Source organism: Enterobacter sp. JBIWA008 (genome assembly GCF_019968765.1).
GTDB lineage: Bacteria > Pseudomonadota > Gammaproteobacteria > Enterobacterales > Enterobacteriaceae > Enterobacter.
Map to the genome: position 1 here is coordinate 42,830 of NZ_CP074151.1, position 22,715 is coordinate 65,544.

Annotated in this window: 17 protein-coding genes and 2 tRNA genes; 1 reads left to right on the forward strand and 18 read right to left on the reverse strand. The window is 49.3% G+C overall.

Going from position 1 to position 22,715, the window contains the following annotated elements; all coding sequences use genetic code 11:
* Positions 1-5: 5 nt before the first annotated feature.
* The 14 genes from KGP24_RS24145 to KGP24_RS24210 form a co-directional block, all read right to left on the reverse strand.
* A complete protein-coding gene (locus KGP24_RS24145; protein ID WP_223563678.1) occupies positions 6-1,514 on the reverse strand; it encodes a terminase in 1,509 nt (502 codons plus the stop codon).
* Positions 1,514-2,890 (reverse strand): DNA pacase A subunit, encoded by a 1,377-nt coding sequence (locus KGP24_RS24150; protein ID WP_182403628.1) that lies wholly within the window; start codon positions 2,888-2,890, stop codon positions 1,514-1,516. The genes KGP24_RS24145 and KGP24_RS24150 overlap by 1 nt, the downstream gene beginning before the upstream one ends.
* Complete coding sequence (locus KGP24_RS24155; RefSeq protein ID WP_126336366.1) at positions 2,887-3,279, reverse strand: late promoter activating protein; 393 nt, start codon at positions 3,277-3,279, stop codon at positions 2,887-2,889. The genes KGP24_RS24150 and KGP24_RS24155 overlap by 4 nt, the downstream gene beginning before the upstream one ends.
* Before the next feature lie 160 nt (positions 3,280-3,439).
* Positions 3,440-4,015, reverse strand: a complete 576-nt coding sequence (locus KGP24_RS24160) for an MW1434 family type I TA system toxin (RefSeq protein ID WP_223563617.1) — start codon at positions 4,013-4,015, stop codon at positions 3,440-3,442.
* Positions 4,016-4,405: 390 nt separating this feature from the next.
* Positions 4,406-4,481 (reverse strand) — tRNA-Ile (locus KGP24_RS24165).
* Positions 4,482-4,614: 133 nt separating this feature from the next.
* Positions 4,615-4,809 carry a hypothetical protein gene (locus KGP24_RS24170; RefSeq protein WP_223563618.1) on the reverse strand — a complete coding sequence of 65 codons (195 nt, stop codon included), beginning with the start codon at positions 4,807-4,809 and terminating at the stop codon, positions 4,615-4,617.
* Between the two features lie 25 nt (positions 4,810-4,834).
* A tRNA-Met gene (locus KGP24_RS24175) sits at positions 4,835-4,964 on the reverse strand.
* Positions 4,965-6,096: 1,132 nt separating this feature from the next.
* Positions 6,097-7,353: a hypothetical protein gene (locus KGP24_RS24180; RefSeq protein ID WP_223563619.1), complete on the reverse strand. Its 1,257-nt coding sequence runs from the start codon at positions 7,351-7,353 to the stop codon at positions 6,097-6,099.
* Positions 7,354-7,456: 103 nt separating this feature from the next.
* Complete coding sequence (locus tag KGP24_RS24185) at positions 7,457-7,759, reverse strand: hypothetical protein (RefSeq protein WP_126336372.1); 303 nt, start codon at positions 7,757-7,759, stop codon at positions 7,457-7,459.
* On the reverse strand, positions 7,756-7,947 hold the full coding sequence (locus KGP24_RS24190) for a hypothetical protein (RefSeq protein WP_182403626.1): 192 nt from the start codon (positions 7,945-7,947) through the stop codon (positions 7,756-7,758). Before KGP24_RS24190 ends, KGP24_RS24185 begins: the two co-directional genes overlap by 4 nt.
* Before the next feature lie 13 nt (positions 7,948-7,960).
* Positions 7,961-8,440 carry a VRR-NUC domain-containing protein gene (locus tag KGP24_RS24195; protein ID WP_223563620.1) on the reverse strand — a complete coding sequence of 160 codons (480 nt, stop codon included), beginning with the start codon at positions 8,438-8,440 and terminating at the stop codon, positions 7,961-7,963.
* A gap of 126 nt (positions 8,441-8,566) precedes the next feature.
* A complete protein-coding gene (locus tag KGP24_RS24200) occupies positions 8,567-8,824 on the reverse strand; it encodes a hypothetical protein (RefSeq protein WP_126336378.1) in 258 nt (85 codons plus the stop codon).
* Positions 8,824-9,261, reverse strand: a complete 438-nt coding sequence (locus KGP24_RS24205) for an olxA (RefSeq protein ID WP_126336380.1) — start codon at positions 9,259-9,261, stop codon at positions 8,824-8,826. Before KGP24_RS24205 ends, KGP24_RS24200 begins: the two co-directional genes overlap by 1 nt.
* 34 nt (positions 9,262-9,295) lie before the next feature.
* The gene (locus KGP24_RS24210; protein ID WP_223563621.1) at positions 9,296-16,174 is read right to left on the reverse strand and encodes an SNF2-related protein; all 6,879 of its coding nucleotides are present in this window, start codon (positions 16,172-16,174) and stop codon (positions 9,296-9,298) included.
* Between the two features lie 155 nt (positions 16,175-16,329).
* On the opposite strand from KGP24_RS24210, the gene KGP24_RS24215 reads away from it, so the two are divergent.
* A complete protein-coding gene (locus KGP24_RS24215; protein ID WP_223563622.1) occupies positions 16,330-16,815 on the forward strand; it encodes a TIGR02594 family protein in 486 nt (161 codons plus the stop codon).
* Here KGP24_RS24215 and KGP24_RS24220 read toward each other — a convergent pair.
* The 4 genes from KGP24_RS24220 to KGP24_RS24240 all read right to left on the reverse strand — a co-directional run bounded on the left by KGP24_RS24220 (position 16,812) and on the right by KGP24_RS24240 (position 21,763).
* On the reverse strand, positions 16,812-17,729 hold the full coding sequence (locus tag KGP24_RS24220) for a hypothetical protein (RefSeq protein WP_223563623.1): 918 nt from the start codon (positions 17,727-17,729) through the stop codon (positions 16,812-16,814). The two genes, KGP24_RS24215 and KGP24_RS24220, sit on opposite strands and share 4 nt — an antisense overlap.
* A 398-nt stretch (positions 17,730-18,127) precedes the next feature.
* Positions 18,128-19,123: a head processing protein gene (locus tag KGP24_RS24225; RefSeq protein ID WP_182403618.1), complete on the reverse strand. Its 996-nt coding sequence runs from the start codon at positions 19,121-19,123 to the stop codon at positions 18,128-18,130.
* A 12-nt stretch (positions 19,124-19,135) separates the two neighbouring features.
* Positions 19,136-20,815: a portal protein gene (locus tag KGP24_RS24230; RefSeq protein ID WP_182403617.1), complete on the reverse strand. Its 1,680-nt coding sequence runs from the start codon at positions 20,813-20,815 to the stop codon at positions 19,136-19,138.
* A gap of 654 nt (positions 20,816-21,469) precedes the next feature.
* Complete coding sequence (locus KGP24_RS24240) at positions 21,470-21,763, reverse strand: hypothetical protein (protein WP_223563625.1); 294 nt, start codon at positions 21,761-21,763, stop codon at positions 21,470-21,472.
* Positions 21,764-22,715: the final 952 nt, after the last annotated feature.

Here is a 22,715-nt window from a genome sequence, read left to right on the forward strand (position 1 = left end):
GGGGCTTACAAATCCAGGTCTACCACATCCATACTGGATAGCGCTTCCTCCCTGAATGCTTCCATCTCTCCCCCAACATCTTCATCTGCAGGCACGTAATCCACGATAAAGGTGAAGCAGTAAGTATCCCAGCGATCGGGGGATTTGATATTTAGCTTTTGGCGCATGTGCTCCTTACGCATCATCACAAGACGCCCTTCCTCGTTCATCATGTATGGGATTTTAGATGCTTGCTCAGCTGTTTTCGGACTCGCGTCAATGCGCATTCTGCCTGACTTAATAGCGTCACGGGCCATAATATTCGCGTAGGCACGCTGGTTTACGAAGCGATCCTTATCTTTCTGCGCAAACATAGGCTTACCCCAGCGTATGCGCACAGGATTAGCGCCGCGGCGAACCAACTGGGCACACGTATCCGAACCGAAGCCGTCAGCATCTACGGCAATAGTTATGTTCGGGTATTTATCCGGTGTGCACTCATTGAAAATGAAGTCCCCAAATGCCAGCGGGTCCATAGTACCTGGCATCTCCAGTATCTTGAAGCTAACGACACGTCGTTTCTCCCGATGCCCGGATACCTTCTGTATGTTGAGGACAGATTTATCGCGTCCATTGCCGACGTCGGCGGTCGCCACCCATCCCCAACCTTTTTCCAGCAGAACGCGTCGGCGAGCAGCTCGATCGCACTCATCACGTCCCAGCAGATAACCAGCAATCTCGCGCGGGAACTGACCCAATACCTTAACCATGTATTCGAGAGAGTCACGCCCGCCGTACTCCAACAGCTTTTGCTTGATGAACTGTGTGGTAACGAAGGGAGATTCTTCGGAATTGAGGACAATGGATGTCCATATACCGTTTGGGTTATCCGGGTTTTTTGCGAGGGTATGGTGTGAATCGTAAAAATATCCGCTTGGACGTGTCGGCTGGGACAGCATCAGCATGCGGTTATCGAGCTCTGTCAGTGCACCGGTCATTACCCCGATCGCTTTGTCGGAGATACCAGAGGCTTCATCGAGAATTAGTAACAAGTGCGCTGCGTGCTCACCTGCCAGCGCTTCTTCGTTACCGAGGCGGTAGCCCTTGCAGAGGACTTCCCAGATACCTTTGCGCGAGCGTTCATAGAACATGGTATCCGACAAAACAAAGTAGTTTTGTAGCCATCCGTGACGTTTAATGGCATTGGCCCAATACGTTTTCACGTACTTGAAAACGCCAGTTTTAACCTGTGCGATTTTGTTGGCCACGATAACCACACGGGCATCGGGGTACAGAATCATATAGATCAGTAGTAGCATAGCCGTAAGCGACGACTTACCCGTACCATGCCCGGATGTTACTGTTGTGCGGCTGCCGACGGCCTGAACGGATTGAATGATTTCCTGCTGCTGGGGTGATGGCATCATCCCGAAGAGCTCTACAACGGCGCGGGCATAGTCATAGCGGTACTTAACCGCCATATCGCGCCAGCGAGGGTCGGTAGTGACACACTTAAGCTTCCTTGCGCCGGACATTAAACCTCCTCCGGCGGGTCAATCGCTATCTCTTCATCATCGTCATACGCATCATTTGGAACATCATAAATGTCGCTGGTGGCCGACGGGTCCAGATCCAAATCTTCATCACCAGCGTCAAACTCACCGGCCTTGCGGTCGCCGGTGGCATCGATATCACCACAACCTAACTCTTCAACCACTTTCGCCACTTCAGCACGGCGGTTGGCTAGCCATTCCGGGTGCTCTCTCTGCTGCTGATGATATGCCTGTGCGTCTTTTTCAAGCTGCTCTTCATCTACAGTGTTATCGGCAACTGGTGGTTCAATAGCGGCAATAGCTCGTAAAGCCTGGGCGGCCAACATTGCCGGAACGGATACGCCTTGACGCTCAATATATTCAGCGACACCAATATCATCCAGTTCCTCGCGCTCACGCATACGTAGAGCTGTGGCGATGACCCGAGCCGCGCGTGCGTCTGCCCCTATGCGGTGCTCTAATTCCCTGCGCTTCATCTCCATCTGCTCACGAGCTAGCCCCAGCTTCTCTTGAGCTTCTGCCTCTTTGAATTGCTGTTGCCGCGCAGCCTGCCTGAGCTTCTCTGCACCCTGCTGTAGCTTACTTTCGCCCTGATAGATGGCGGCCAGGCGACTGGTGAAGTCATTCATGAAGTAAGCGGAATCTTCTAACAACCCACGCAACTTAATAGAGGGATGCACGCCCTCTATCTCATCACCAGGTTGAATATCATCTATTTCCTCCTGAAGCCTCGCTGCCTCCTGATCAACCGCTGCCCGGTATCGAAGCGCTGACTCGTTAGCCATCTCAATGACAAGGCGCAGATGGTGCTCTGGCCCCTGTTCGAGCATCTTTTTGGTAGCTTCGCTAGAAGGTAATGCAACGACGTTAGAACCAAGCAAGGGGATCATTTTCCCCTTTGTTGCTTTCGCCGTTTTCTTGATCCCTTTTTTAGCTGCCTTTTCGGGGATCATTTGCGGATCATTGGCATCGAGTGATCCGGCCCTTCTATCTCCTATCCTATTGTTTTTATTTGATTGTAACTTGGAATCAGATGTGCGCTTTTTTGGGGGGGCACGGAATGATTTATCACCCACCAATTTGTCAGCTTTTGTAAGTTTTGAGTTATTATTAGTCGTATTTTGTTTGTTATTTGCTCTTGTGTGGCGTGTTTTTTTTACCGCTTTCCCGGAATGATCCCCTAAATGATCCCCTGCCTGATCAGCATTCATTGCCGAGTTCTTTTTCAGGTTCAGGTGTTTTCTGGCCGTGTTGAAACTCAGGCCGTTTTGCTCGCTGTACTCTTTGATAGTAATGCCGGTGTCCGCACGTTGCGCCGCGAACCTTTCACGGTGCTCATCCCAGCTAATGCCGCTCATGCAGTGGCCTTACGTGAGCGAACGGCGCTGTTCCAGATACGGTTAGCCATATTGACCACTTCCCGGCGATTTCGCTCCGAGCTCTCCACCAGCGCTTTTGACGTGTTTTCGACCATTAGGCTGCCGTAATCAGGAATCCGGCCACGGACCTTGAACTGATAGCCATAAAGGCCGTGCAAACGGTAGCGATGCGGGTAGACCCCCTCCTCTCGCTCACATTGAGCGCGTTTGGAGCGAGCGAAGTGACGAATGATGTTAGTAACGCGATCGCGAGTGACTAATAGTGTGGGGTATTCAGATGCGGCAAGACGTGTAACTTCCGTCACCGTGAGAAAATCACCATGCCTTAACATGATGTCTGCTATTTCAGCGCTACTAATCTGGCCCATTCATCCCTCCGGGGAAAACTTCACGGGAGGGATGTTACGGGGTTAATGAATCGCAGGTAGACTAGCTAAATGTTGAAATTCGTTAGAAAATTAATGCGCGGATAATCACATTCGTGCATATCAGAAATTAGTTTTCGTTTTGTTTTTTGAAAACTGGTCATCAGAATGCCTCCCAATCAGTAGCCATGATGTCAACACCAATCGCGCACCAATCATATCGCGCCTGCTGTTCGCCATCAGTCATCACCAGTCGTGGCATCATTGGTAAGGACGTACCTGATACCACTTGGAATAATTCGTCCGGCATAAAGCTCGCTACGCTGCTTTGATCCCCCACCAGCCCCATGATCAGCGAGACATATTTCCCTTTCGGCCAGTTGGCCCGTCTTATATCCAATCCCCGGAGAAGCCAATGGTAAGCTGTGGCAAACGTAACGCTCTCTTTGGCCAGCTGAATATCCCCATTCGTGGTGGCTTCATGGAATCGTATCGTTCTCACTGCAGCTTCTGCCAATGCCTTAAATGGCTCTTCGTCTACAGCGGATAGAGTGAACCCAAATGCCGTAACTGACACCCTTGTGCGCGCTCCCTCAAACTGAGTGTCTACGCTGAACTTTTTACGCACCAGGGCTGTGTAAAAATCATGTTTTTGATTGCTCCAGTCCCAACGGCGACCAAGGAAATCACTGAGCACCTGATCCTGTTCCGATAGCACCATTTCTACAGCTTTTGCCACGTCATTCCCCTTACTGCAGATATGCCGAAAGCCGGTCATACCGGCTCGGCTTCATCACGTCTTACTTGAGTGGCCTATTGGCCGTGAAAGTCTTCGAATGGTTCAAAATGGGGAGGATGTTATTTGCTCGTCCAGGCAATGTTTCACCAACGCTATTCCGAGAGCAAGGACGCTGAATGAATAACACCCTCTCGATTTTGCGCCAGTCTCTACCTGGCCGTCACACCGAACCGTCGCGATGGTGAATCGCCGCACCCAGGACAGTGGGAGACATTGCACATTCCAGCTACCCGAAAAGCAGTAAGACAGCGGTTAAAGGTCCCGCTACTGATCCGGACTGCTTAATGGGTGCATGTGCCATACACCCAGCCTGCATCGTTACAACCAAAGTGGTGGCCCCTGCCGGGTTTGAACCGGCGACCTATCGGTTATGAGCCGACAGCTCTGACCGCTGAGCTAAAGGGCCTTTTTCAATTACGTTTGGGTTTAGTCTTAGGTTTGCGCAGCGCCTTAGCTGTTTGCTCAACGCAATATGCACCCACCAGTAGCGCCAGAATCGTCCAACCTGGATTCTTATCGAAGAACTCCCAGAAATTCATCTAAACACCCAATGCGTTAAAATTTTTCCGTGACAAGGCTGCTATGACAAACCAGATCGCAGTATTGAGCAGGTTGTAGTAGAGCAATGTCTTACCTGTGGCCATGTCAGGCTCGGCGAACAGAGCGACCATCAGGGTAATACCTATGAGAGTTATCGAACCTAGCCCGAACACCCTCAAAATAGCTCTTTGCATAACCGTTCCTACATGTTTGATAGCGCTGTGGCGCTGGGACTCGAACCCAGATAACGTCCGGCCGGACCGCATGAGATACCCTGGGTTATGATCCTTAGGTAGCGCTCAACTCCCCCCTTCAGGAGGCGCTCTGTTCCAATTGAGCTACATCCACAACAGGGTGAACCATCCCCCCGGGGCTTCACTCCCCCGATAAGGTTCTCCTCGCTTAACTCCACTCGGGCCGTAGCTCGATACGGCTTGCGTGGCTACCCGCCCCCACCAGTCGCGATGCCGGACCAGAGGCAAGAATGATTCACTCTGTTGTGTGCTGTGGCGCCAGGCGCTTATCTTCTGGTTGCTTCATAGAGCTGCAATTCACCACAACGGAAAGGACACTTACTGCGAGGCAATGCACTCCTTCAAATTGAATGCAAAGTAGACAATCCATAGCACTAAATGACCTTACCTGTTGTGTTCTAAAAAAATGCCCACCGTGGGAGATGGGCAAAGACTACACACAGCAATAATTTGTTGCGGCGGGGGTGCCTCCCCCTGCTGGTTCGGTCAGTGAACAACCACCAGCGGCCTCATAAGGAAATGGTGATATCTAATGGCAAAATGACTTCACTAATTACCGCGTGCGCTGAGCCGCATTACCACAACATGAAAACACACTGCCCTGCAAAAACCCTGTCCCCACAGAGGTAGAAAGCAGTGCGCTTTCATGTTGAGAATGTTTACCGGCGCTTATCCCGGCACGGCCACTCAGGCGTCTGGTCAACCTGGCCGCTGGCGTCTTTTCGAGGCTAAAGATAAAAAACCTCGCCAGTCTTGCGTCACGTTTGCACCGTGTTTTAGCCCCTTACGAGGGCCAGGCGGACGGGGTTTGAGCCTCACGGGGCATTCTATGCGCGGGATTACGTCGTCAACCGCGTTCACTGCCGTGACAGGGAGGGCTACATGCCGTTCACCTTCTCCAATTCACTCCACCAGCGTAAAGGTAATAAAACGCATCAGGAGCGGCCCGAATCGAACTGTTTGTGGAGCTTTGCAGTTCACACAAAGAGGATGACCCGTAACAGCCCGAACCTGGCCCACAGATTTATGACTACTGCCAGACCATCCTCTTTGCGTGCTGCGGCGCTTATGGAACGGCGCATCAGTACAATTTTCTAACATTTTAATTTGTCGGTGCTGTTTGTTAGCGAAAGTAGCAAGCAAATAAGTTTAACCACCAGCACCGACAACAGAATGGATTGTATGTAAGCTAAGCTACCTAATCAACCCTTGTGCGTAAATAAATTATCATTTTCTAACAGTGTTGAACTTAGGAGCCTTCTTCGTTTTGGCTTCAACGTATAATTGCTCCACCCCACCGTTAGCGCTATCCCACTGATCCGCCCAAACGCGGCAAGCATTAATAACTTCGTTACGCTGCTCCCCCTGCATAAACGGGATGTGTTCGTGGAAAGCAGACGGGATACAAGCGACGCTATGTACTGTGTCAAATTTTGAATTTCTGATAGCAGCCAAAGTCTCAGGACGCATCTTAAGCTCGTCCACTGAAGCTGATTTAGAGGCAACGATACGTGAATGCAGCTTTGGAAACGCATCTTTGAGATAGGTCATTATCTTATCGGCCAAGCATTCGTCTATCTCGTTGTTCCACTCTTCAGCAAAACCATCCATTCGAACATAAATCGGCACTCCCCAGATGGAAGGCAGGACATCCATTGAAAGAAGAACGGTAGTGCGAATCTGATAATGGATATTGGCCATTGTCAGGATTTCGGTTTTAAGTGCGCTGGTGGCCGTCAATCCGTATGGATGGGTATGAATGTAACCAACTGCATCATGGCCATTAAAAATCATTGAGAACGATTCAGGAGTCGTACCAAATCCAGCGGCCACATTTAACTCTTCCCCGAACTGATGGCATTGTGCGCGCAGCTCTTCGACTTTGGTTTCGGCTAGGGTTAACCGCTTATTCGCCTGTGTTAAGTTCGCTGTTTGTTTTATGAATTTCTGGTTTAGCTGAGTATTCGCTTCTCTTAGCTCGCGGCGCTCTCTTTTGAGGCTCCGATTGTCCTTTTCGAGAGAATCGATCCGCTCAGTGAGAGTTGTCGGATAAGCTTTCTTGTACTGCTTAAGCTCTGTTTCAGTTGCTACGGATCGAGCCTTCAGCTGGTCGAGCTTAAGTGCTACCTGCTCAAGGGTGTCAGTATTTATCTTGCGGAGGTCAAGAATAGATTGTTCGAGAGTGTCGATGTCTACCGGCGCGTTAAGGACCAAGGAAAGCGTATTCATCGCCTGGCGGGTTTTTTCATGGAAAGCTTCAAAACGATCCGCAAGGGCGTTGTAATCCTCAGCCTCTGCGTTCAGCCTTTCATCGAAACGCTCTAACAGGCTATCAATGGTCATTAAAGCTGTATCAAACAGTCGGGAAGTCAGATCATCACCAGTAGTCCTTTTCTGGATAAGGACGATCTGGCTACGCATTGATTCAATTTCAGCAATGAGTAAGTCTTCTTTAGTGGTTTGCGCTGCACTTGGTTGTAACATTTCACCGTTCCTAAGTTTTATTTTCTAACGAATTATATTAGAAATTAACCATTAGTAAATAGCGAATTTTAACCAAAAAGAAACCGCCATTTGGCGGTTATGTTCAGAAGAAGCGCGCTAGGACAGCGGCGAGTGCCACTATCAGAAATGGCGTGAGCGCATACGTCGCGTATTTTGCAATCCGAACCTTCGAAATGGGCTTAACCCCTTCGGCATACTCTTTATCAGTCATCTTGCCCAGCCAACAGGCCGCAAGTAGCGCTGCGTTCTCACTCATACCGAGTGCCATTTGTCCTTCTCGCAGCATTTTGTCCGTAATAACCTTAGTTGGCGTTTTCATTGTAGTGCTTTGCACACGGCCGCCGTCATCAGCGAACGACAATGAGCAATAATATAATCGCGTCATGATATAGCCTCCCAATCCCCAGCGGCGTATTCAGCTGGATGGATAAACTCATGCTCACCGGTGATCGGGCATCGAACATCCGGCGTGCCATTTTTCAACTTAAAGATCTCAATAAAACGAGCACCTACCCAATTCTCACGACGAGCGAGAATGACAGCACCAACAGGTAAAACATCCATGATATTCATCAAATACAAAGCCCTAACCCCACTCATCAAGACTGACATATTCTTTAATCGCCTCTATAGCCTCTTCAGGACTACGGGCTTCAAAACAGTAATATCCGGCATCAGAAAGACGCGACATCCAATCAATCTGCTCTGTCGTCAACCGATTAAAACAATGTTTCATTTCAATTCGCATACCGTGATAGCCCCCGCGAGCAAGATCTATGCTAAGGTCCGGATAGCCCTTCTTCTGGCCCTCGGCAACCATCTTAATCGCGGTAATTTTGCTTCTTAACCCACCATTGGGGGTTGCATGGGTATAGCGGTAAACATCTTTCATGTTGCGTTCCAGCCAATCCAAAACGCGTACTTGATCGTAATGTTCACCGTTGCCCTTAATCAGGTCTGGATTCTTTTCCAGTAAACGCAGAGCGATGGCATGAGGGGAAAGAAATTCACGCTCTTCCAGGCGCTTTAGTGCTTTGGACCTCGCTGGTCGCCGCTTCCCTACCATCGCTCACCTGAAGCCTTTGAAAATTTCATTTAAGATGCTACTTCACATTAAACGTATTATCTTTGCGCTGTAACAATTGGCGATATTTAGAACTACTCTCGGCAATAAATTCAATATATTAGACCACTAAACTTCCGTAATAGTCTTTTCAATACGTTCGATGGTTAAATCAACAGCCACTCGCCAGCCAGCCTGATCCAGGTCATTAACCTTTGCGACCAACTTCTCCTCAGTGTGAGGAAAGAAGACCCATCCCCATTTTTTTGGCTGCATTTTATTAGTAAGGGTGAATACCTTGTGATAGCGCTTAAATTCCAGGTTGTAGCCCTTGCTCTCAGCGTAAGCTTTTACATCTTCAATCGTAAATGCACGATTTTTATACATCACGCCCCCATTAACTTGAACTTTTCTAATGACTCATCGTATGAAGTGTAAATATATGGCTCAGTGTCGTTAGCATAACTGGCAGTTTCTAACATGTGAACTGGATTGTTCACCGAGTTAGATGCAAAACGTTCATCTGCATAGAGTTGTGCCGCCAAAATGGTTAGCGCCGGTCGGCTCATTTGGTAAATCTGAGCTACATCACTATCAACGATTTGCCCTAAATCAGTGAGCCCGCGAGTTAATAGCATTGTTTTGAGAGCTGGCCACCACGGGCCATATAGGTGGTAAAGCCCCGCATTGGTAGATATACGCTTAAACATGTTTTCTAAGTACAGCGTAACGAACTCCTCTTCTTTACGATCCACCAGCGCCTGCGGCAGGATTTCTTCAAGGTAGGCTTCAGTTGGTTTAACAGTGTCAATCAGTGTGGTCATTCTTTTATCGGCCCCTCGCGGGGCCGCTCCATAATTAAGCTGCTTCAGCTATGATTTTGCGCACTTCGTCAATTGAATAGCGAGTCGAAACCATCCATGCCGGACGATCTAAATCGATGTCAGCTACTGGGTTAACCTCAAAGTTCCAAAACTTCCCACCAATTCCTTTGATGGCATCCTTCGCTTTGCGGATTGTTGAGGAACCAGGAACGTCAGCAATAAGGTAAACCGCTCCAGCGTCCTCGCTTACACTCCACCAGCGGCCACGAACTCGGGCCCGCCCACGGATAGGGTTTTCATTTACGGTGATTGTAAAGTCCGCTTCTGCAGCTGCATCAGCTGTGTCTGACGCATCGATAGCTTGCTGTTCGCGAGCCGATTCCTGAGCCTCTAAAACTGCCCTTATCTCGCCCTCGTTGGCACCGCCATTTTTTAGGGATACGTAATCCTCCCAACTGGCCCCCTGCAGTGTTGCAGGAAGATCATTTACGTACTCACCAGCTTTAAGGCGTTTGGCGTGACCTATCGCCATGCCAACAAGTCGGTTGACAGCAACTGAATCAGCAAAATCATCAGCAGTTATGTATTTCTCCTCAAACGCATGGACCAGCGCGCCGATCTTAATCCATACGGTAGCCGGTGATTCCAGTGGGTTATCAGCATTGGTGACAGTGCTTTGGGCACCATGAACCTCTTGCTTAGCCGCACTATCGAGTTGAGCCCAGGCCTCCGAATCACTAAGGGCTAGGTATTGCTGATATAGTGCGTTTCGCCACTCCACCAGCCCTAATTTCGTTTGCTGAATTTTGCGGGTTATGCGGGAATCCCTTACCTGCTCAAACATCCGATCAATGTCGAACGAGTTACTGAAGTCCTTCATTTGTGCGCGGAACTGCCGATTTGTGATAATCCCTTTCCAGAATGCTTCCAGGCCTTCTCCGGAAGGTTTGCGGAACAGGCTGCGCAGGTCTTCAATTGTGACACTGTTCAGGCTTCGGCCATCGAGCTCGCGCGAAGCCATCCAAGAATCAAAGATCGACGTAACATCATCCATGCTGGCCTGATTGCCATAAGGCTCCATCGCGCGGTCGTATTGCATGCCGAACAATGCTCGAAGGAAACCTTCAATTTCATTTGCCTGAAACGCGTCATCTCCACTCTGGTGCTGAGTAATTTCACGTTTGAGAGCTTCGTCATTGACGTTAGGGTAGATCCACTGTTCGGCCTCAATAGCATCCTCATCCTTGCGACGGCGGCCAGAGTTGCTGAATTTACCATCAGGGATATACGCGATTGCTAACGCCCCGCTCTTCTCCCGGAATGGCCAGTAGTGAATTTTCTCTGGACCACTCCAGCCCCCTCGGCTCGGCCCTGTTACCGTCATGACATCGTTGCGGATCGCATCATAGAACTGGTCGACATTGAGAGTGGCAGATAGGTGCTGGCTCTCTACACCGCTTGCAGCTCTTTCGCGTGATTCTGCTACTCCTTCTTCGAAGGTCACTGGCTCTAGAACTGAGCTAAACAGCAGTTTCACAGTAGAGCCCGGGGAGCGCGACGAGTAGGTGTCCTTATCCAACCACGCAATACGGCACTGGTACTCTTCTGACTCAGCCTCTATAGCAGTGATACGCACAATAGCCGTCAGGTCGCGGGATTCATCAATAACTGCGCGGTAATAACTACCCTTATGCAAAAGCACGTTTTTAGCCGTTCGTACATAATCATGCGGGTTTTGAACCACATCGATATCGATATCCAACACACCGAATTTTATCGCTCGCTCAATATCACCACGGGACCGCTTCATCGTGGTATCCGCATCTTTTGCCCGAGATATAGCAAAACGCAACTCACGAACCCTTTTTTTCTGGTCGCGGAGAACATCGACAGTAGACTTTTGCCCGTTGCGATTAGTCCCAGAAGCAATCAAACGATCAAGTGATAGCTGAGTCTTTTCTACCCTTTCTTGTAGACTGACCAGCTCCGCTTCCATCTGTGAGACATCTTTACCGGCGGCGTTGGCCGCTTTTAGATAGGAGTCGAGCGCGTTATTAGCCTCTCGGACGGCTTTAGCTTTAATGCGGTCATCGCGCTCGCGGGCCTGGCGCTCCATAATGGCTCGGCGCTCATCCGGGTTTGCGGCCAGCATTACCGCTCGCTCATCGGCATCATCTGCATCTCCGTTCGTCACTTCGGACAGATCAGACGTCATTACCATCTTGATCCAGTCTTTCTTGCGCTTGAGCGTATCAAGGCGGAAATCATCGAAGGTACCTTTCCCGCAATAGTAGTGGACGTTAACCTTCTCCTGAGGCGAACCAACACGAGCACCTCGACCATTACGCTGATCAATACTGGCTGGCGTCCATGGAAGCGTCAGATGATGAATGTCCGTTGTGCCTATATGCAGATTTATTCCGACTTCAGCCTTTTTATTGCAGATAATGATCCGGGTGCGTCCCTCGTTATAATCCGCAGCTATCCCTTCCATCCCTTCAAGGCCAGCATCATTTTTTGCGGATACGTAATCTTCGTACAGTGCTAATTTGCTGTAATACGACTCCCAGGCTCCGTCTTTATATTCACCGTCTTTGTTGGCCGTCGGTTCGCTCGGGCGCTTTACCTTTTTCAGCTTCACTCCACCGGCTTGGCTAACGGTCGTCGCGTTGATAATGCCAATTTCAGCTTCCGGCAGCTGCAGCGCGCCAGCAATGATTCTGCGTAGCTTCTGGTGCTGGGCTTTTTCATCGATAAACACGATCTGTTTACCACGCGTTAGCCCCTCCCGGAGGTTCTCAATCAGAGCGGCATATTTTGGCGGAACCGGGTGGGATACCAGCTGCATAGAGATGCCCGCAGCGGCGATAGCCTTCAGAATATCCGACTCAAGTGAGATGCTGGCACGCAGTTCAACGTGATTAGGGTAAGTAGTTACAGCGGTTTTAACCACCTTGCTGGTGCGGGTGCTGACCAGGCCACCAACCTCATCTTCTTCAGCCTCTTCAGCGTCATCAGCCTCTTTGCCACCAGCTACAGCAGGGAGTGAAGCTGCAATTGAATTAACAGCCCCCTCATTATCCAGCGGAAACTGGAACGTAATGGCACCGGCGTATAGGTCCGGATCAATGGCGACCTTATCCATATCCCTTATGATCGAGAATATAAAATCGTCCGGCTTCTCATTCGGCCCCTTGATGCGCATCATTTGGGTTGTCGTGCCGTCCGCAGCTGTGACATCTATCGTTTCTGTTTGGCTACTGAGTTCCTGAGCACGCTTACGCAGTTCCTCATAAGCTTCCTGCTGAGCCTGCGTCATAGGGATCTGAATCGTGCGCTCTTCTATATCCGGTATTTTTACCGTAGCACCAACATCTGCAGCTGTTTTAAGCGTGGTCCATCTGTGGAAAATACCGCGCAAGCCATCAAGGTTCTGGAAACCTACCAGCCCCTGCTTCTCTTCAACTTCACCAGAGATTTTTTGTACCTGAACCGTCTCAGTCTTACCGAACACACGTACAAAGTCATCCGGGGTAATGATCCCCATTTTCAGCCAATCGGCCTGTGGAATGACGGTCGACAACATGTTGAAAGCATCGATAGGGCTATTAACCAGGGGAGTGGCGGTAAGCATCACAACACCACGCCCGTTGTTTCGATCCATCATGTACGCAGCTTTAACGGCCATATCGCGGGCCATTTTGGAAACAGCTGGACTTGGTAAGTATGCAAGCTGGCCTGCTTCGCGCCCTGCACCAAAGGAATTGCGGTAATTGTGGCCCTCATCAGCGATTACGCTGTCGAAGTTCATATCTTCAAAATATGGAACGTTTTGCTTTTTGGTCGTGCCGGTATCAGCTGCACAGTCCTTGATTTTATTCTTCTTTTGCGCGTCACGGTGCTTGCCAGAAGCAAGATCTAAACGCCCCATCTCAGCGGCATTAAAAACGGCCTGCTGCGAGTTTTTTTCTATGGTGTCATCACGTAACGGAATTGAGGCAAATTGCTCTTTAGTCATCACAACCATTCGCAAGTTGGAGGACGGGATGATGTTGAGTCGCTGTGCGATAGTGGTGCTGCTTGACTCTTTGACGACGTTGCGGAACAGCTGCTGGCCTTTGCTATTTACTTTAGGCTGACCATCTTCATCGAGCACCGGCGCAGTAAGTGCTTTACCATCACCATCCAACACCTCATCCAAACCGACGAACATCATGCCGTTAAAGGCTTCAGCACTGTAGAAGCTGCGCGCTTCGTGGTACCAGTTTTGATAAACAGCCTTAGGTACTACAATGCAGGTTCGTTTGGTGCGGCCCGTCTCGAAGTTATATGCTTCCAACGCTAGCGCTGTCGTTGTTTTACCCAGCCCGGTACCGAACCCCATGATCCCACGCCCATCTTCAGAAAGGCGGCGTACCTCCTCGTTCTGATACGTCAGTGGCAGCCTTTCACCGCTAATGCCTTCCAGACCCAAAGGCGCGCTGGAATGCGCAAACGGAATATAACCATTGAAGGCATTGTTATAATCGCGAGCTATCTCATCAGCTTGCGGGTGGGTGCGTAACCAGTCATTAAAAGAGGTTTCCAGTTGGCCGATTTTATCGAGGTATTCATTGGCGTTCTGGCCACGTGGTTTGACGCCGTTCAGATAGTTTTCGAGTTGGTTCAGGAATCCGTCTTTGTTGTTAGCCTTTTTGAACTCGTTACCTGACCGGCCTGTAACGGTACGCATCTGATAGCCGGTAAATACTCCGTCTTTTCCTTCGTAGTCATCCGGCGATATCAGAATTCCGTCTTCAACTTCGAGATCTGAGGATGTGTATTTAAACTCGTCGTAACCCTGTGTCGCGAGGAATTCTTTAATCAGACGGCGATCCAGCCAGCGCGCGTTAAGATTTACAGTCACCTTATTTAACGGTGTAAATTCACGCTTTTCTTCGATCAAAGCTAATTGACGTTCGAAGTTGGCTTTTTGCTCGCCAGTGGCACTGTCACGCCAAGCAATAAGCGCGGCGACCTTGGTAGTGATATCGCCGCTGGTGGCGCGCCCGATAGGAAGTAAGCAACCATACCCATCGAGAGCAATATCGGGGAATCTCGCCAAATACTCCAGCGCGTCCTCGTCTGAAGCAGGTAATACACCGGCGAAGACTTCGCGGAAGTGCTCAAGGGTGATCGGCATGAGTGCCACATCACTGAATAAATGCGCTACGACCTGTTCTGGCTTGGTGAAATCGATACCCGCAGCGCCTTCGGTAACATCAAGGCGGCCTGCCAGGAGATCAGAGTTCGTACCGTCTTTCTTGACGTTCCCCGCGAAGGTCATCCAGTTTTTTGCTCCGGCATCGGTAATGTCATCTAATTTCACCGCATGTGGAGGGCCATACTTCGCAACTTCATCGGCAGTCAGCCGGGCCGCATCGGCTAATTCCTCATCACTGCTCACGCCCAAATTGCGCAGATCAAGCGCCCGGTTTATTAACTGGCCAATCAGAGCGCCTCGCATAATTCGCTCACGATCACCTTCTCGTTGCTTCTTGGCAAAGCGAATCATCGCGCTAACGTCATCATCAATAGCACGCGGATAATCTGCTGCGACGGCAGAGATTTGCGCCCAAGACAGCGACAAGATACCCTTCGCTGATTTGAAGGCGGTCTGCAGATCACCAAAACTGCCAGCACCGTACATTTGTGCGTCCAGGCGGGAATTGCTCGTGGTGGAATCTTTATGCCAGTGGATACCGTCAAATTCATGCCAGACGTCTCCGACTAGGCGCTTATCACCGGGCTTTGCTCCTTGCCAAGCAAGAGTTACTACCCCCAGTGAATCCCAGTCGATACGGCTATCAAAACGGCGGGACAACGCAGTTTTCATCGACTCGTTTGATACCCTGCCGTCCTTCTTGACCACCAGCGTATTACGGAAGCTGGCGCGATCCATATCGCCATAAACAAATCGGCTACCTTCCGGCGAAATAAACCACTTCCCTTTTACGAAAGTGTCCCAAAGCACGTTAGCGGATTGCAACTGCGCATCGCTGCTGTCAATTATGAGCTCGGCAAATTCCTCCGGATGTTTTCGTAAGACCCAGACGTCAACAACCGTGTCGGTACCGGATTCGGAGAACGTGCCAGATGGCATTCGGTGGGCACCCAAGAATTCCGCTTTTCGACTGACTTTTTCGCGTAGCTTTTTGTATTTATTCCCATCTGTCATGCCGTTGGGCACCACCAGCACCACGAGCCCGCCTGGCTTCACCTTATCGATGGTGCGCAGTACGAAATAGTTCCCCACGTTCTTTTCATTTGCATAAGCCGGATCAAGACCAGCCACCCCAGAGCGACCATCACCGAAAGGTACGTTACCGACAGCATGATCGTACATAGCGTCTTTTGCCGCTAACGCTTCGAATGGACCGATATTCACCGCATCTTCCGGGTGCAGCAACTGATTGATTCGGCCAGATATAGGAGAGAGTTCGGCACTGGTCATTACCATGCCTTGCTTTTTTGTTTCCTGGAAAATTCCGGTACCAGCAGACGATTCCAGCACATGCCCGCCACCAATCCCATAATCAGAGAACAAGTCCCAGATGCCCTCAGCCATAAACTGAGGTGTGTAATATTCGTATTGGCTGCCTTCGCCATCGTTAAGGCCACCTTCCCCGGTATAGCCTGCAAGTATCTGCCTTTGCTCATCAGTCAATTGACTGCCGTCAAAACCGGGAGGAAGCGAATGAAGAAGAGCTACGGCTGCGCTGTTCGCGGCGCGGCGGGTTGTTTGAATACTAACGCCATCAACCTTAGTGACGCCGAAGCTGGCTTTTAAGCGCGGTTTATGTAATCGACTGACGATCTCGATAAGCCGGTCAACGCTTTTGGCATCGTTAATCGTTTCGAGTAAATGATCCAAAGGTAATATCCCTCACATCCAGATATGCCGCGTGGTGCGGCGTGAATGTGAAGGGTATTGAGTGTGTTATTTCGGTAGGGTGGGAACCACACTTTTACGGCGAAATCACAACCTCGGCAACATGACAGCTCCATTTAATAGATTGGAGTTTTTTCATGTCAAACATCGAACCTCGTTGGCTGATTGAAGGTCGCAAGCACATTGGCCTTGCCGAAATCCACGGGCCGAAACATAACCCTGAAATTTTGCAATTCTGGCGCGACATTAAGCGCGGCGGGATTAAGGATGACGAAACGCCATGGTGTGCCGCTTTCACCGGTGCAATGTTGGAGCGAGTTGGTATTCGCTCAACTCGTTTTGAGTCTGCAAAGTCTTACCTCGACTGGGGCGAAAAGCTTGACGCGCCTATCTATGGGTGTGTTGTTGTGTTCACCCGCAGCGGCGGCGGTCATGTCGGCTTTGTAGTAGGCAAACGTCCGAATGGAGATCTCCTGGTTCTCGGTGGAAATCAGTCAGATGCAGTCAACATCCGTGCATTTTCGACTGAACGCGTTACCGGTTATCGCTGGCCAACTGGCGAACCACGCACCACTCAAGCGCTACCAACAGGTGATGCAGCATTATCCATTAACGAAGCCTAGCCCTTATTCCCCCTGAACCCAGGGGGAATACTCCAGTTTCTTTCTTCAAACTCCGACCGCATACCACGCTTCTTGGCGTATTCCATAGCCTCATGGATAGTGCACGACGAAGGCATGCCGTCAAATTCACCTATCGACATTGGATCGTGTGACATCCGCGACCTGCGAGCAGGAGCACCCTTTAGCCAGGCGAATTTCTTTGCCAACTTCTCAGCTTGCGTATGTATTAGTTTCTGCGCAGCATGGCGTTTATCAAGACGGTGTTTGTCAGATCGGGCTTTTGCTGCAGCCATCTCGGCGAACACCTCGTCTTCCGGAACAGCGGAATTCCCTTCTGGTAGAACCTTATTAATTTTATCCACAGCTGGAGAGGCCGAAGGCTTCTCCAAGCATGGTCTTTTTATTCTTTTATCAGATGGTTTAGTCTTCTTTTCTTTTGTCCGATCAGCATGATCAGACCGTGACTGATCATGCTGATCGGACCGGAAATCCTTACAAGGAAGCCCGGTAAAGACCATTTTAGCAATCGTCCTTAACCGTGGTGACTCGTTAAAAATGGAGACAGATTTCTCTTTGCATGCAATAGCGATTTGCTTCGCCATTTCAAGGAATGAATTCGAGAACTGGTATCGGTTGCTGCCGTTCATGCGCGCTGAATCATACGTGCGCGTCTTTACCAAAATTCCGCACTTAACAGCAGCAGAAATCGCCCTCCTCACCGTGCCTTCGCTGGTATTTGTCATTCGAGCGATGTAAGGGTAGGAATTTTTGAACATATAGAGATCAGTTGACGCGGCAAGATTGCCCATCGCACTGATGATGTTGCAATGAGTCTGACTTAAAAGTGGGCAGCAGCGAATGATTTTTTCAAAACCAAAACCTGAGAAAAAATCTGAGTAATTATTCTTAACCATTGTTTTTCCCCACAATCAGCACGTAACTGGTGTAGAAAAACGCAGAATTTGATGAGCGGATATTGCGCGATGATCGGGGGATGGTATAATTGCACATGTTTTATTTTGATACTTCCGTGGTGGTTTGTTCGAAATGAAACAGTTCAGTTCCTTCTTACCTTTCGCCGGGTATGGAACTGTTCAGTATTATGTTGTTTGACATTAGTTGAATGACTCCCGGTTTAGGCTGCAACCCTTATCCGGTACAGAAAAGTCGCCCTGCAAGGCGACTTTTTTGTTTTTGTCCACCGCTAATGCCTCACCTGATCCAGGTGATCAACGTGGCCGATCCTACCCTATTTCTTTTCGATTAATCAACAGTGCATCTTTATACAGTACATTAGAAAATGACCATTTGATTACTTACTAATGAACATAAGCGGTGTGCCTTTAGGTTTTTCTGCAGTTACCAGCTTATCCCTTTGGGCAGAAGGTATAGGAAGGCCATAGGTTGCGCTTGCACCCAGCGATTCCAGCATTGCTGCTACGATCGTTGCATCCTCTTCAGTTTCCATCCGACAAAGAGCCTGGCGCTGTTCAGCACTAATAAACAACGGCATGGATTGTATGGCGTCACGTAAAATACGACGGCATTTGCGTGCGTTCTCACCCTGGCTTTCTAACATTAAGTTGTTGTCGGCCAACTGGTTCTTCAGGCGCTCAACCTCCATATCTCGCAACATCAAGGATGTCTCAAGGGCAGAGTTATATTCAACCGCTTCAAACATGGCCTGATTCGAACGCATTGAATCGAAATGATGGATCAAGTCTGTTGCGGCGTTTTCACTAAAGCCCTGCTCCACCAGCTCAGCGTGCATAAGCAACCGGCTCTCTTCCGATGATTCAAGCATCAGAGATTTTTTATCCAAGCTGATGTAGTTCGGAACTGTTACATAATCGAATCCATGGAAAGAATTAACGAGAGAAACCGCACCATCCGGTCCGTGTGTTGCCCACGACCAACCACCGGCATTGGAGTTGATCATCCCCTGCACAATTCGTCCAGGGTCTGTGTCTAAAATCTCCTGGGTGTGAGTAATGATGCCGTTATCATCAATGCTCACCTCTACTGTTCGGTTGGAAGGAACGTTATCTAGCACCACGGGCTTTCCGTCCACCATCACTACTGTAACCTCCGGTAAATTGAGGCTTTTCGACTTTTTGTAGTGCATCGCGCGGCGACCATGCCCGTAATACCCAAACATTTCCCCAAGCGCCATACGTTCCTGAGTTTCCGCCGCATTGAATGTCTTTCTGACAGATTCAATGACGTAATTGCGCTCATTTTGTGGGGTGTGTTTACGGATTTTCTCAACGAGGGAGAATCGATCCGTAACCGTTTTAAGTGACTGCATGTTTCCCTCCGGTTAGTTGCTGCTCATCACAAATTTTGCAAAATTAATTAACTGCTCTGTCGTCCATTTTGTTGGATCATCCCCAACTGCCTCAGGGGCGGATTCATACATCCCGTGCTCATCTTCTGCTGGTTCGTTCGAGGCGAACTCTTTGATCATGATATTAAGCCTGTCAGCATCAATACGAAGCTGATCAGTGAACAGGTACCGCATGAACTCTTCGCTGCCAGCCAGTTTGGGATTGTTTTGAACCTGATCCATGATCTGTGCGATTATCGAAACGAAGTTAGCGCGGGCATCAAGCTCACGATTTTCTTCTTCTTGGATCGCGGTATTCATTGAGTTGAATTGTATTTCGAAAGGACGGTCTGCAGGCGTGTAGGTTTTGCCGTACTTGTAAGCTAGATGTATATCAATGAGACGGTATATTGCTCGCGCTGAACCTTGTCGAATCCAGTTCGCACGCAGTGCTGCCTGAATAGCTGTTTGCTGCCAACCTCCCTCTCCAAGCCCGCCACTCATCATGTCAGCCCATCCCAGCATTGTCGCGTCAATCCCCAAACTGGCTGCCAATTGGCGCAGGTGAAACATGACGTCCTCAATGCCGGTGATATCTGCAGGGATTGACTGCGTGTCGACCACCATGCCGTTTTTACCATCTGCCATTAATGGGACAATGTGGTTTAAAACTGTTGGCATAGCATTGGCATTGATTGAACGACTCGCGACCATTTCGGCATTTCGTTTAAGCGACTGGGTTACATTTCGTGTGTAGTTAGCAGCGTTAACTGGGTCGAGAGTGTTCGTGGTAAGACCAATCAGACGATCAATTTTAGCTGCGTTATTACGAGTCGCCTTTAGCGCGGTCAAAGCAGCGCAGAGATTCAGGAAAGGCTCGTAGCTATATTCAAGAAACGACGTTCCATAATTCTGCGTTTCTGTTAAAGGGGCATTTTTTTCAGCATCCAGCAGCGAGTATCCCTTTGTGCCGTAAGCAACCGGCATAAGCTTATGCTGGGGCATCCAATAGGGGTTTTTGATTGAAACTAGGCTCCATGGCTCAGCGACAACACGGCTCATCTTCTCAGTATCGAGTAGATAGTCACCGCCGTAGCCCACCAGCTGGCTACCACGGGTAAACTCCTGCACAAAATGAGGCAAGGTGTAATAACTGGAATCAATACCTGTAATACCAAGGCCCGGCTCACCGTATGGACGAACATAAGAAACGCCAAAGATGGCCATAATCATTGCCCATGACGGCAAGCCATCGTTAATCATCGTCCCAAGGTCTGCCGTGAGCTCCTCGCAACGCTTAACTGCTTCTGGGTCGCCACCGTTTTTGGGGGCTATCTGAAATGACATACCTGTTTTCTTTGACGGTGCCAGGGCCTGCGCGATGTGAATATTAAGCGCGGTTGAAACGGTAGGACTCTTCGCCATTTCTTCAAGAACGTTGTAGCGCTGTAGCCGCTCTGCAGGCAGTTCAGCAGTGAGTTTTACCGAATCGGATGCGCTTACCATTCCGTCTGCATTTTGCTTAACACCAGGCCGCAATGAAGCCAAGCCAGACCGTGCTACTACGCTATGGCCACTCATGAATACAACTGGGTCAGCTGCGGTCACATCACCGCCGGTGAAAACTTTTCTCAGTGCACTACGAAAGCCCTGTTTTTTTTCTTTCTCTGCCATGTTTCGCCGCTAGGTGCTGGTTTTTCGGTATCACGGCATCGTAGTTAGTCTGTGATTTATACAGGTGCAGAAAGTCATTGCCAATTACGCACAACGTGCATATAGTAAATGTATGTTAGAACTATTTGTAATTTAGAAATGAACGAAATTATAAAATCTCTTCAGAGCTCTCTTCCCAAAGGGAGCATTACCCGTGAGCAAGCGCGCCAAGTGATGTACGCACATCCGAACCTGAAAATGGAACGCGAGAGCGCTTCATTCTTCGCCCTCGTTCTAAGAGACAAGACAGGGTTCCCTGTCTGGCAGTGCTTGAATTACCTGCCCACCAGCAATGGGTAAAGAACTAAAGTCATAGTGTTATAATGGGCGCTACCTGGCCTGTTTTAGAATTGAGGAAGAAATTGAGCGATTTACCTCCAAACACACCTGAGACAATACGTGCTATCCGAAGCCGTATGAATCTTACCCAAACAGAATTGGCCGACATTATGGGTTACAAGCTTCGCGCTTGGCAGATGAAAGAGAACACTGACCCTGAACGAACCAGGTTCCTTGTGGCCGGAGAGTTCCAGTACCTCCTGTTGCTTGCAGGCGAACACCCAGATTACGAACTTATACCTCGAAACAAAAAGCCCGCATAAAGCGGGCTTTTGCTCAATTCACGTTAAAGTCACCAGGTTCGTGTTCCTCGCTCTGATCGCCAACTTCAGCACCTGCCACCTCTGGCCACTCAACGAACCAACCAACATACTCCAGGCTCCGTAGAACAAACTCAGGCCTTGAGTTGACAGTATTAACGAGGCCGGTCGCAGAGTTCGGACGAACAAGGCGAAGCTCTTCTGCCATCTGCTCTATAGTAATTTGACCTTCGGCAATGATGAATGAACCATCTTCTTGGCACTCAATCACGCCGTCCAGTTTCTCCGGCGATACGATCTTAATCCGCATGATGTATCTCCTTCATGCACCCCAGGAAAAACTCTATCAAACCATCACCGTTCAAAACTGATTTTGCGGCTGCTTCCGGGTCGGCATACAGTTGCATGCCCATAGAAAAAATCTCTGTGCTGCGGCAATTGTTTAAAGCCGGTGGTTTAGATAGCGGCTTACCGCTCTTAGCACTGAAGTTTAATTCCATATAAATTTTAGACATGTACCGGTCACTTAAGGCAGACCTTACCATATATTCAGCATCTCCCCTGGTGCCGGTGTTGTAATATGTCAGTCGATCACCGGCTTTGGATTTGAGGAAGGCCTTCGCACGTTCAAGCAGGTGTGGATTAGAGTATTCAATGTGATGCCCTATCTCATGCCAAAGCACATGCTCACCGTCAGTATTGCCCTCTATAGCGATTACCCCATTACGGTTAGCGTACGCCCTAACGCCATCGCTATGATAAATGTGGTTTAACGAAGCAAGATTGCCACCAACCAGCTCGTAGGCTTTTGCGGCCACCCCTTTTATACTAAAACCCTTGCGGCCGTAGTCAGGCTGGTCTTGTGCGGTCAGCTCGTCTACTTGATCAGACAGCCTAATGCCTTCACTCCACTCACTCGCCTGTTCTGCAGTGACGCCACCGGTTTCAAGAAGAGTATCGAAAGCAGCTTTTACCTTCTTGTGAATCATGGTCGTTATAGCCGGAGGATACGCAACGCGATCACTAAATAACCTCGATAGGTCATCCATTTCAAGCTCTAAACGGTCTCGCTCAGGATGAGCCCGCAGAATCATTTTTAAATGACGCACATCAAGCGCTAACCCGGAATTTTTGTCAAAAACCGCTTTCAAATACGGCTTCAGCTTTTCCGGGTTATCCTGCACTTTATTTATTTGTTCAATATAAAAATCTACCGTGCTCTGGAATTCAATATTTCCAGGGTCCACATCAGTGCCAATCTG

Bases quoted from the DNA above. Each gene is read 5' to 3' on its own strand.
- KGP24_RS24220 (WP_223563623.1), bottom strand. From the start codon at position 17,729: ATGGTTAAGAATAATTACTCAGATTTTTTCTCAGGTTTTGGTTTTGAA.
- KGP24_RS24185 (WP_126336372.1), bottom strand. From the start codon at position 7,759: ATGACGCGATTATATTATTGCTCATTGTCGTTCGCTGATGACGGCGGC.
- KGP24_RS24205 (WP_126336380.1), bottom strand. From the start codon at position 9,261: ATGACCACACTGATTGACACTGTTAAACCAACTGAAGCCTACCTTGAA.
- KGP24_RS24180 (WP_223563619.1), bottom strand. From the start codon at position 7,353: ATGTTACAACCAAGTGCAGCGCAAACCACTAAAGAAGACTTACTCATT.
- KGP24_RS24170 (WP_223563618.1), bottom strand. From the start codon at position 4,809: ATGCAAAGAGCTATTTTGAGGGTGTTCGGGCTAGGTTCGATAACTCTC.
- KGP24_RS24150 (WP_182403628.1), bottom strand. From the start codon at position 2,890: ATGAGCGGCATTAGCTGGGATGAGCACCGTGAAAGGTTCGCGGCGCAA.
- KGP24_RS24200 (WP_126336378.1), bottom strand. From the start codon at position 8,824: ATGTATAAAAATCGTGCATTTACGATTGAAGATGTAAAAGCTTACGCT.
- KGP24_RS24230 (WP_182403617.1), bottom strand. From the start codon at position 20,815: ATGGCAGAGAAAGAAAAAAAACAGGGCTTTCGTAGTGCACTGAGAAAA.
- KGP24_RS24240 (WP_223563625.1), bottom strand. From the start codon at position 21,763: ATGCGGATTAAGATCGTATCGCCGGAGAAACTGGACGGCGTGATTGAG.
- KGP24_RS24145 (WP_223563678.1), bottom strand. From the start codon at position 1,514: ATGTCCGGCGCAAGGAAGCTTAAGTGTGTCACTACCGACCCTCGCTGG.
- KGP24_RS24155 (WP_126336366.1), bottom strand. From the start codon at position 3,279: ATGGGCCAGATTAGTAGCGCTGAAATAGCAGACATCATGTTAAGGCAT.
- KGP24_RS24190 (WP_182403626.1), bottom strand. From the start codon at position 7,947: ATGAATATCATGGATGTTTTACCTGTTGGTGCTGTCATTCTCGCTCGT.
- KGP24_RS24215 (WP_223563622.1), top strand. From the start codon at position 16,330: ATGTCAAACATCGAACCTCGTTGGCTGATTGAAGGTCGCAAGCACATT.
- KGP24_RS24195 (WP_223563620.1), bottom strand. From the start codon at position 8,440: ATGGTAGGGAAGCGGCGACCAGCGAGGTCCAAAGCACTAAAGCGCCTG.
- KGP24_RS24225 (WP_182403618.1), bottom strand. From the start codon at position 19,123: ATGCAGTCACTTAAAACGGTTACGGATCGATTCTCCCTCGTTGAGAAA.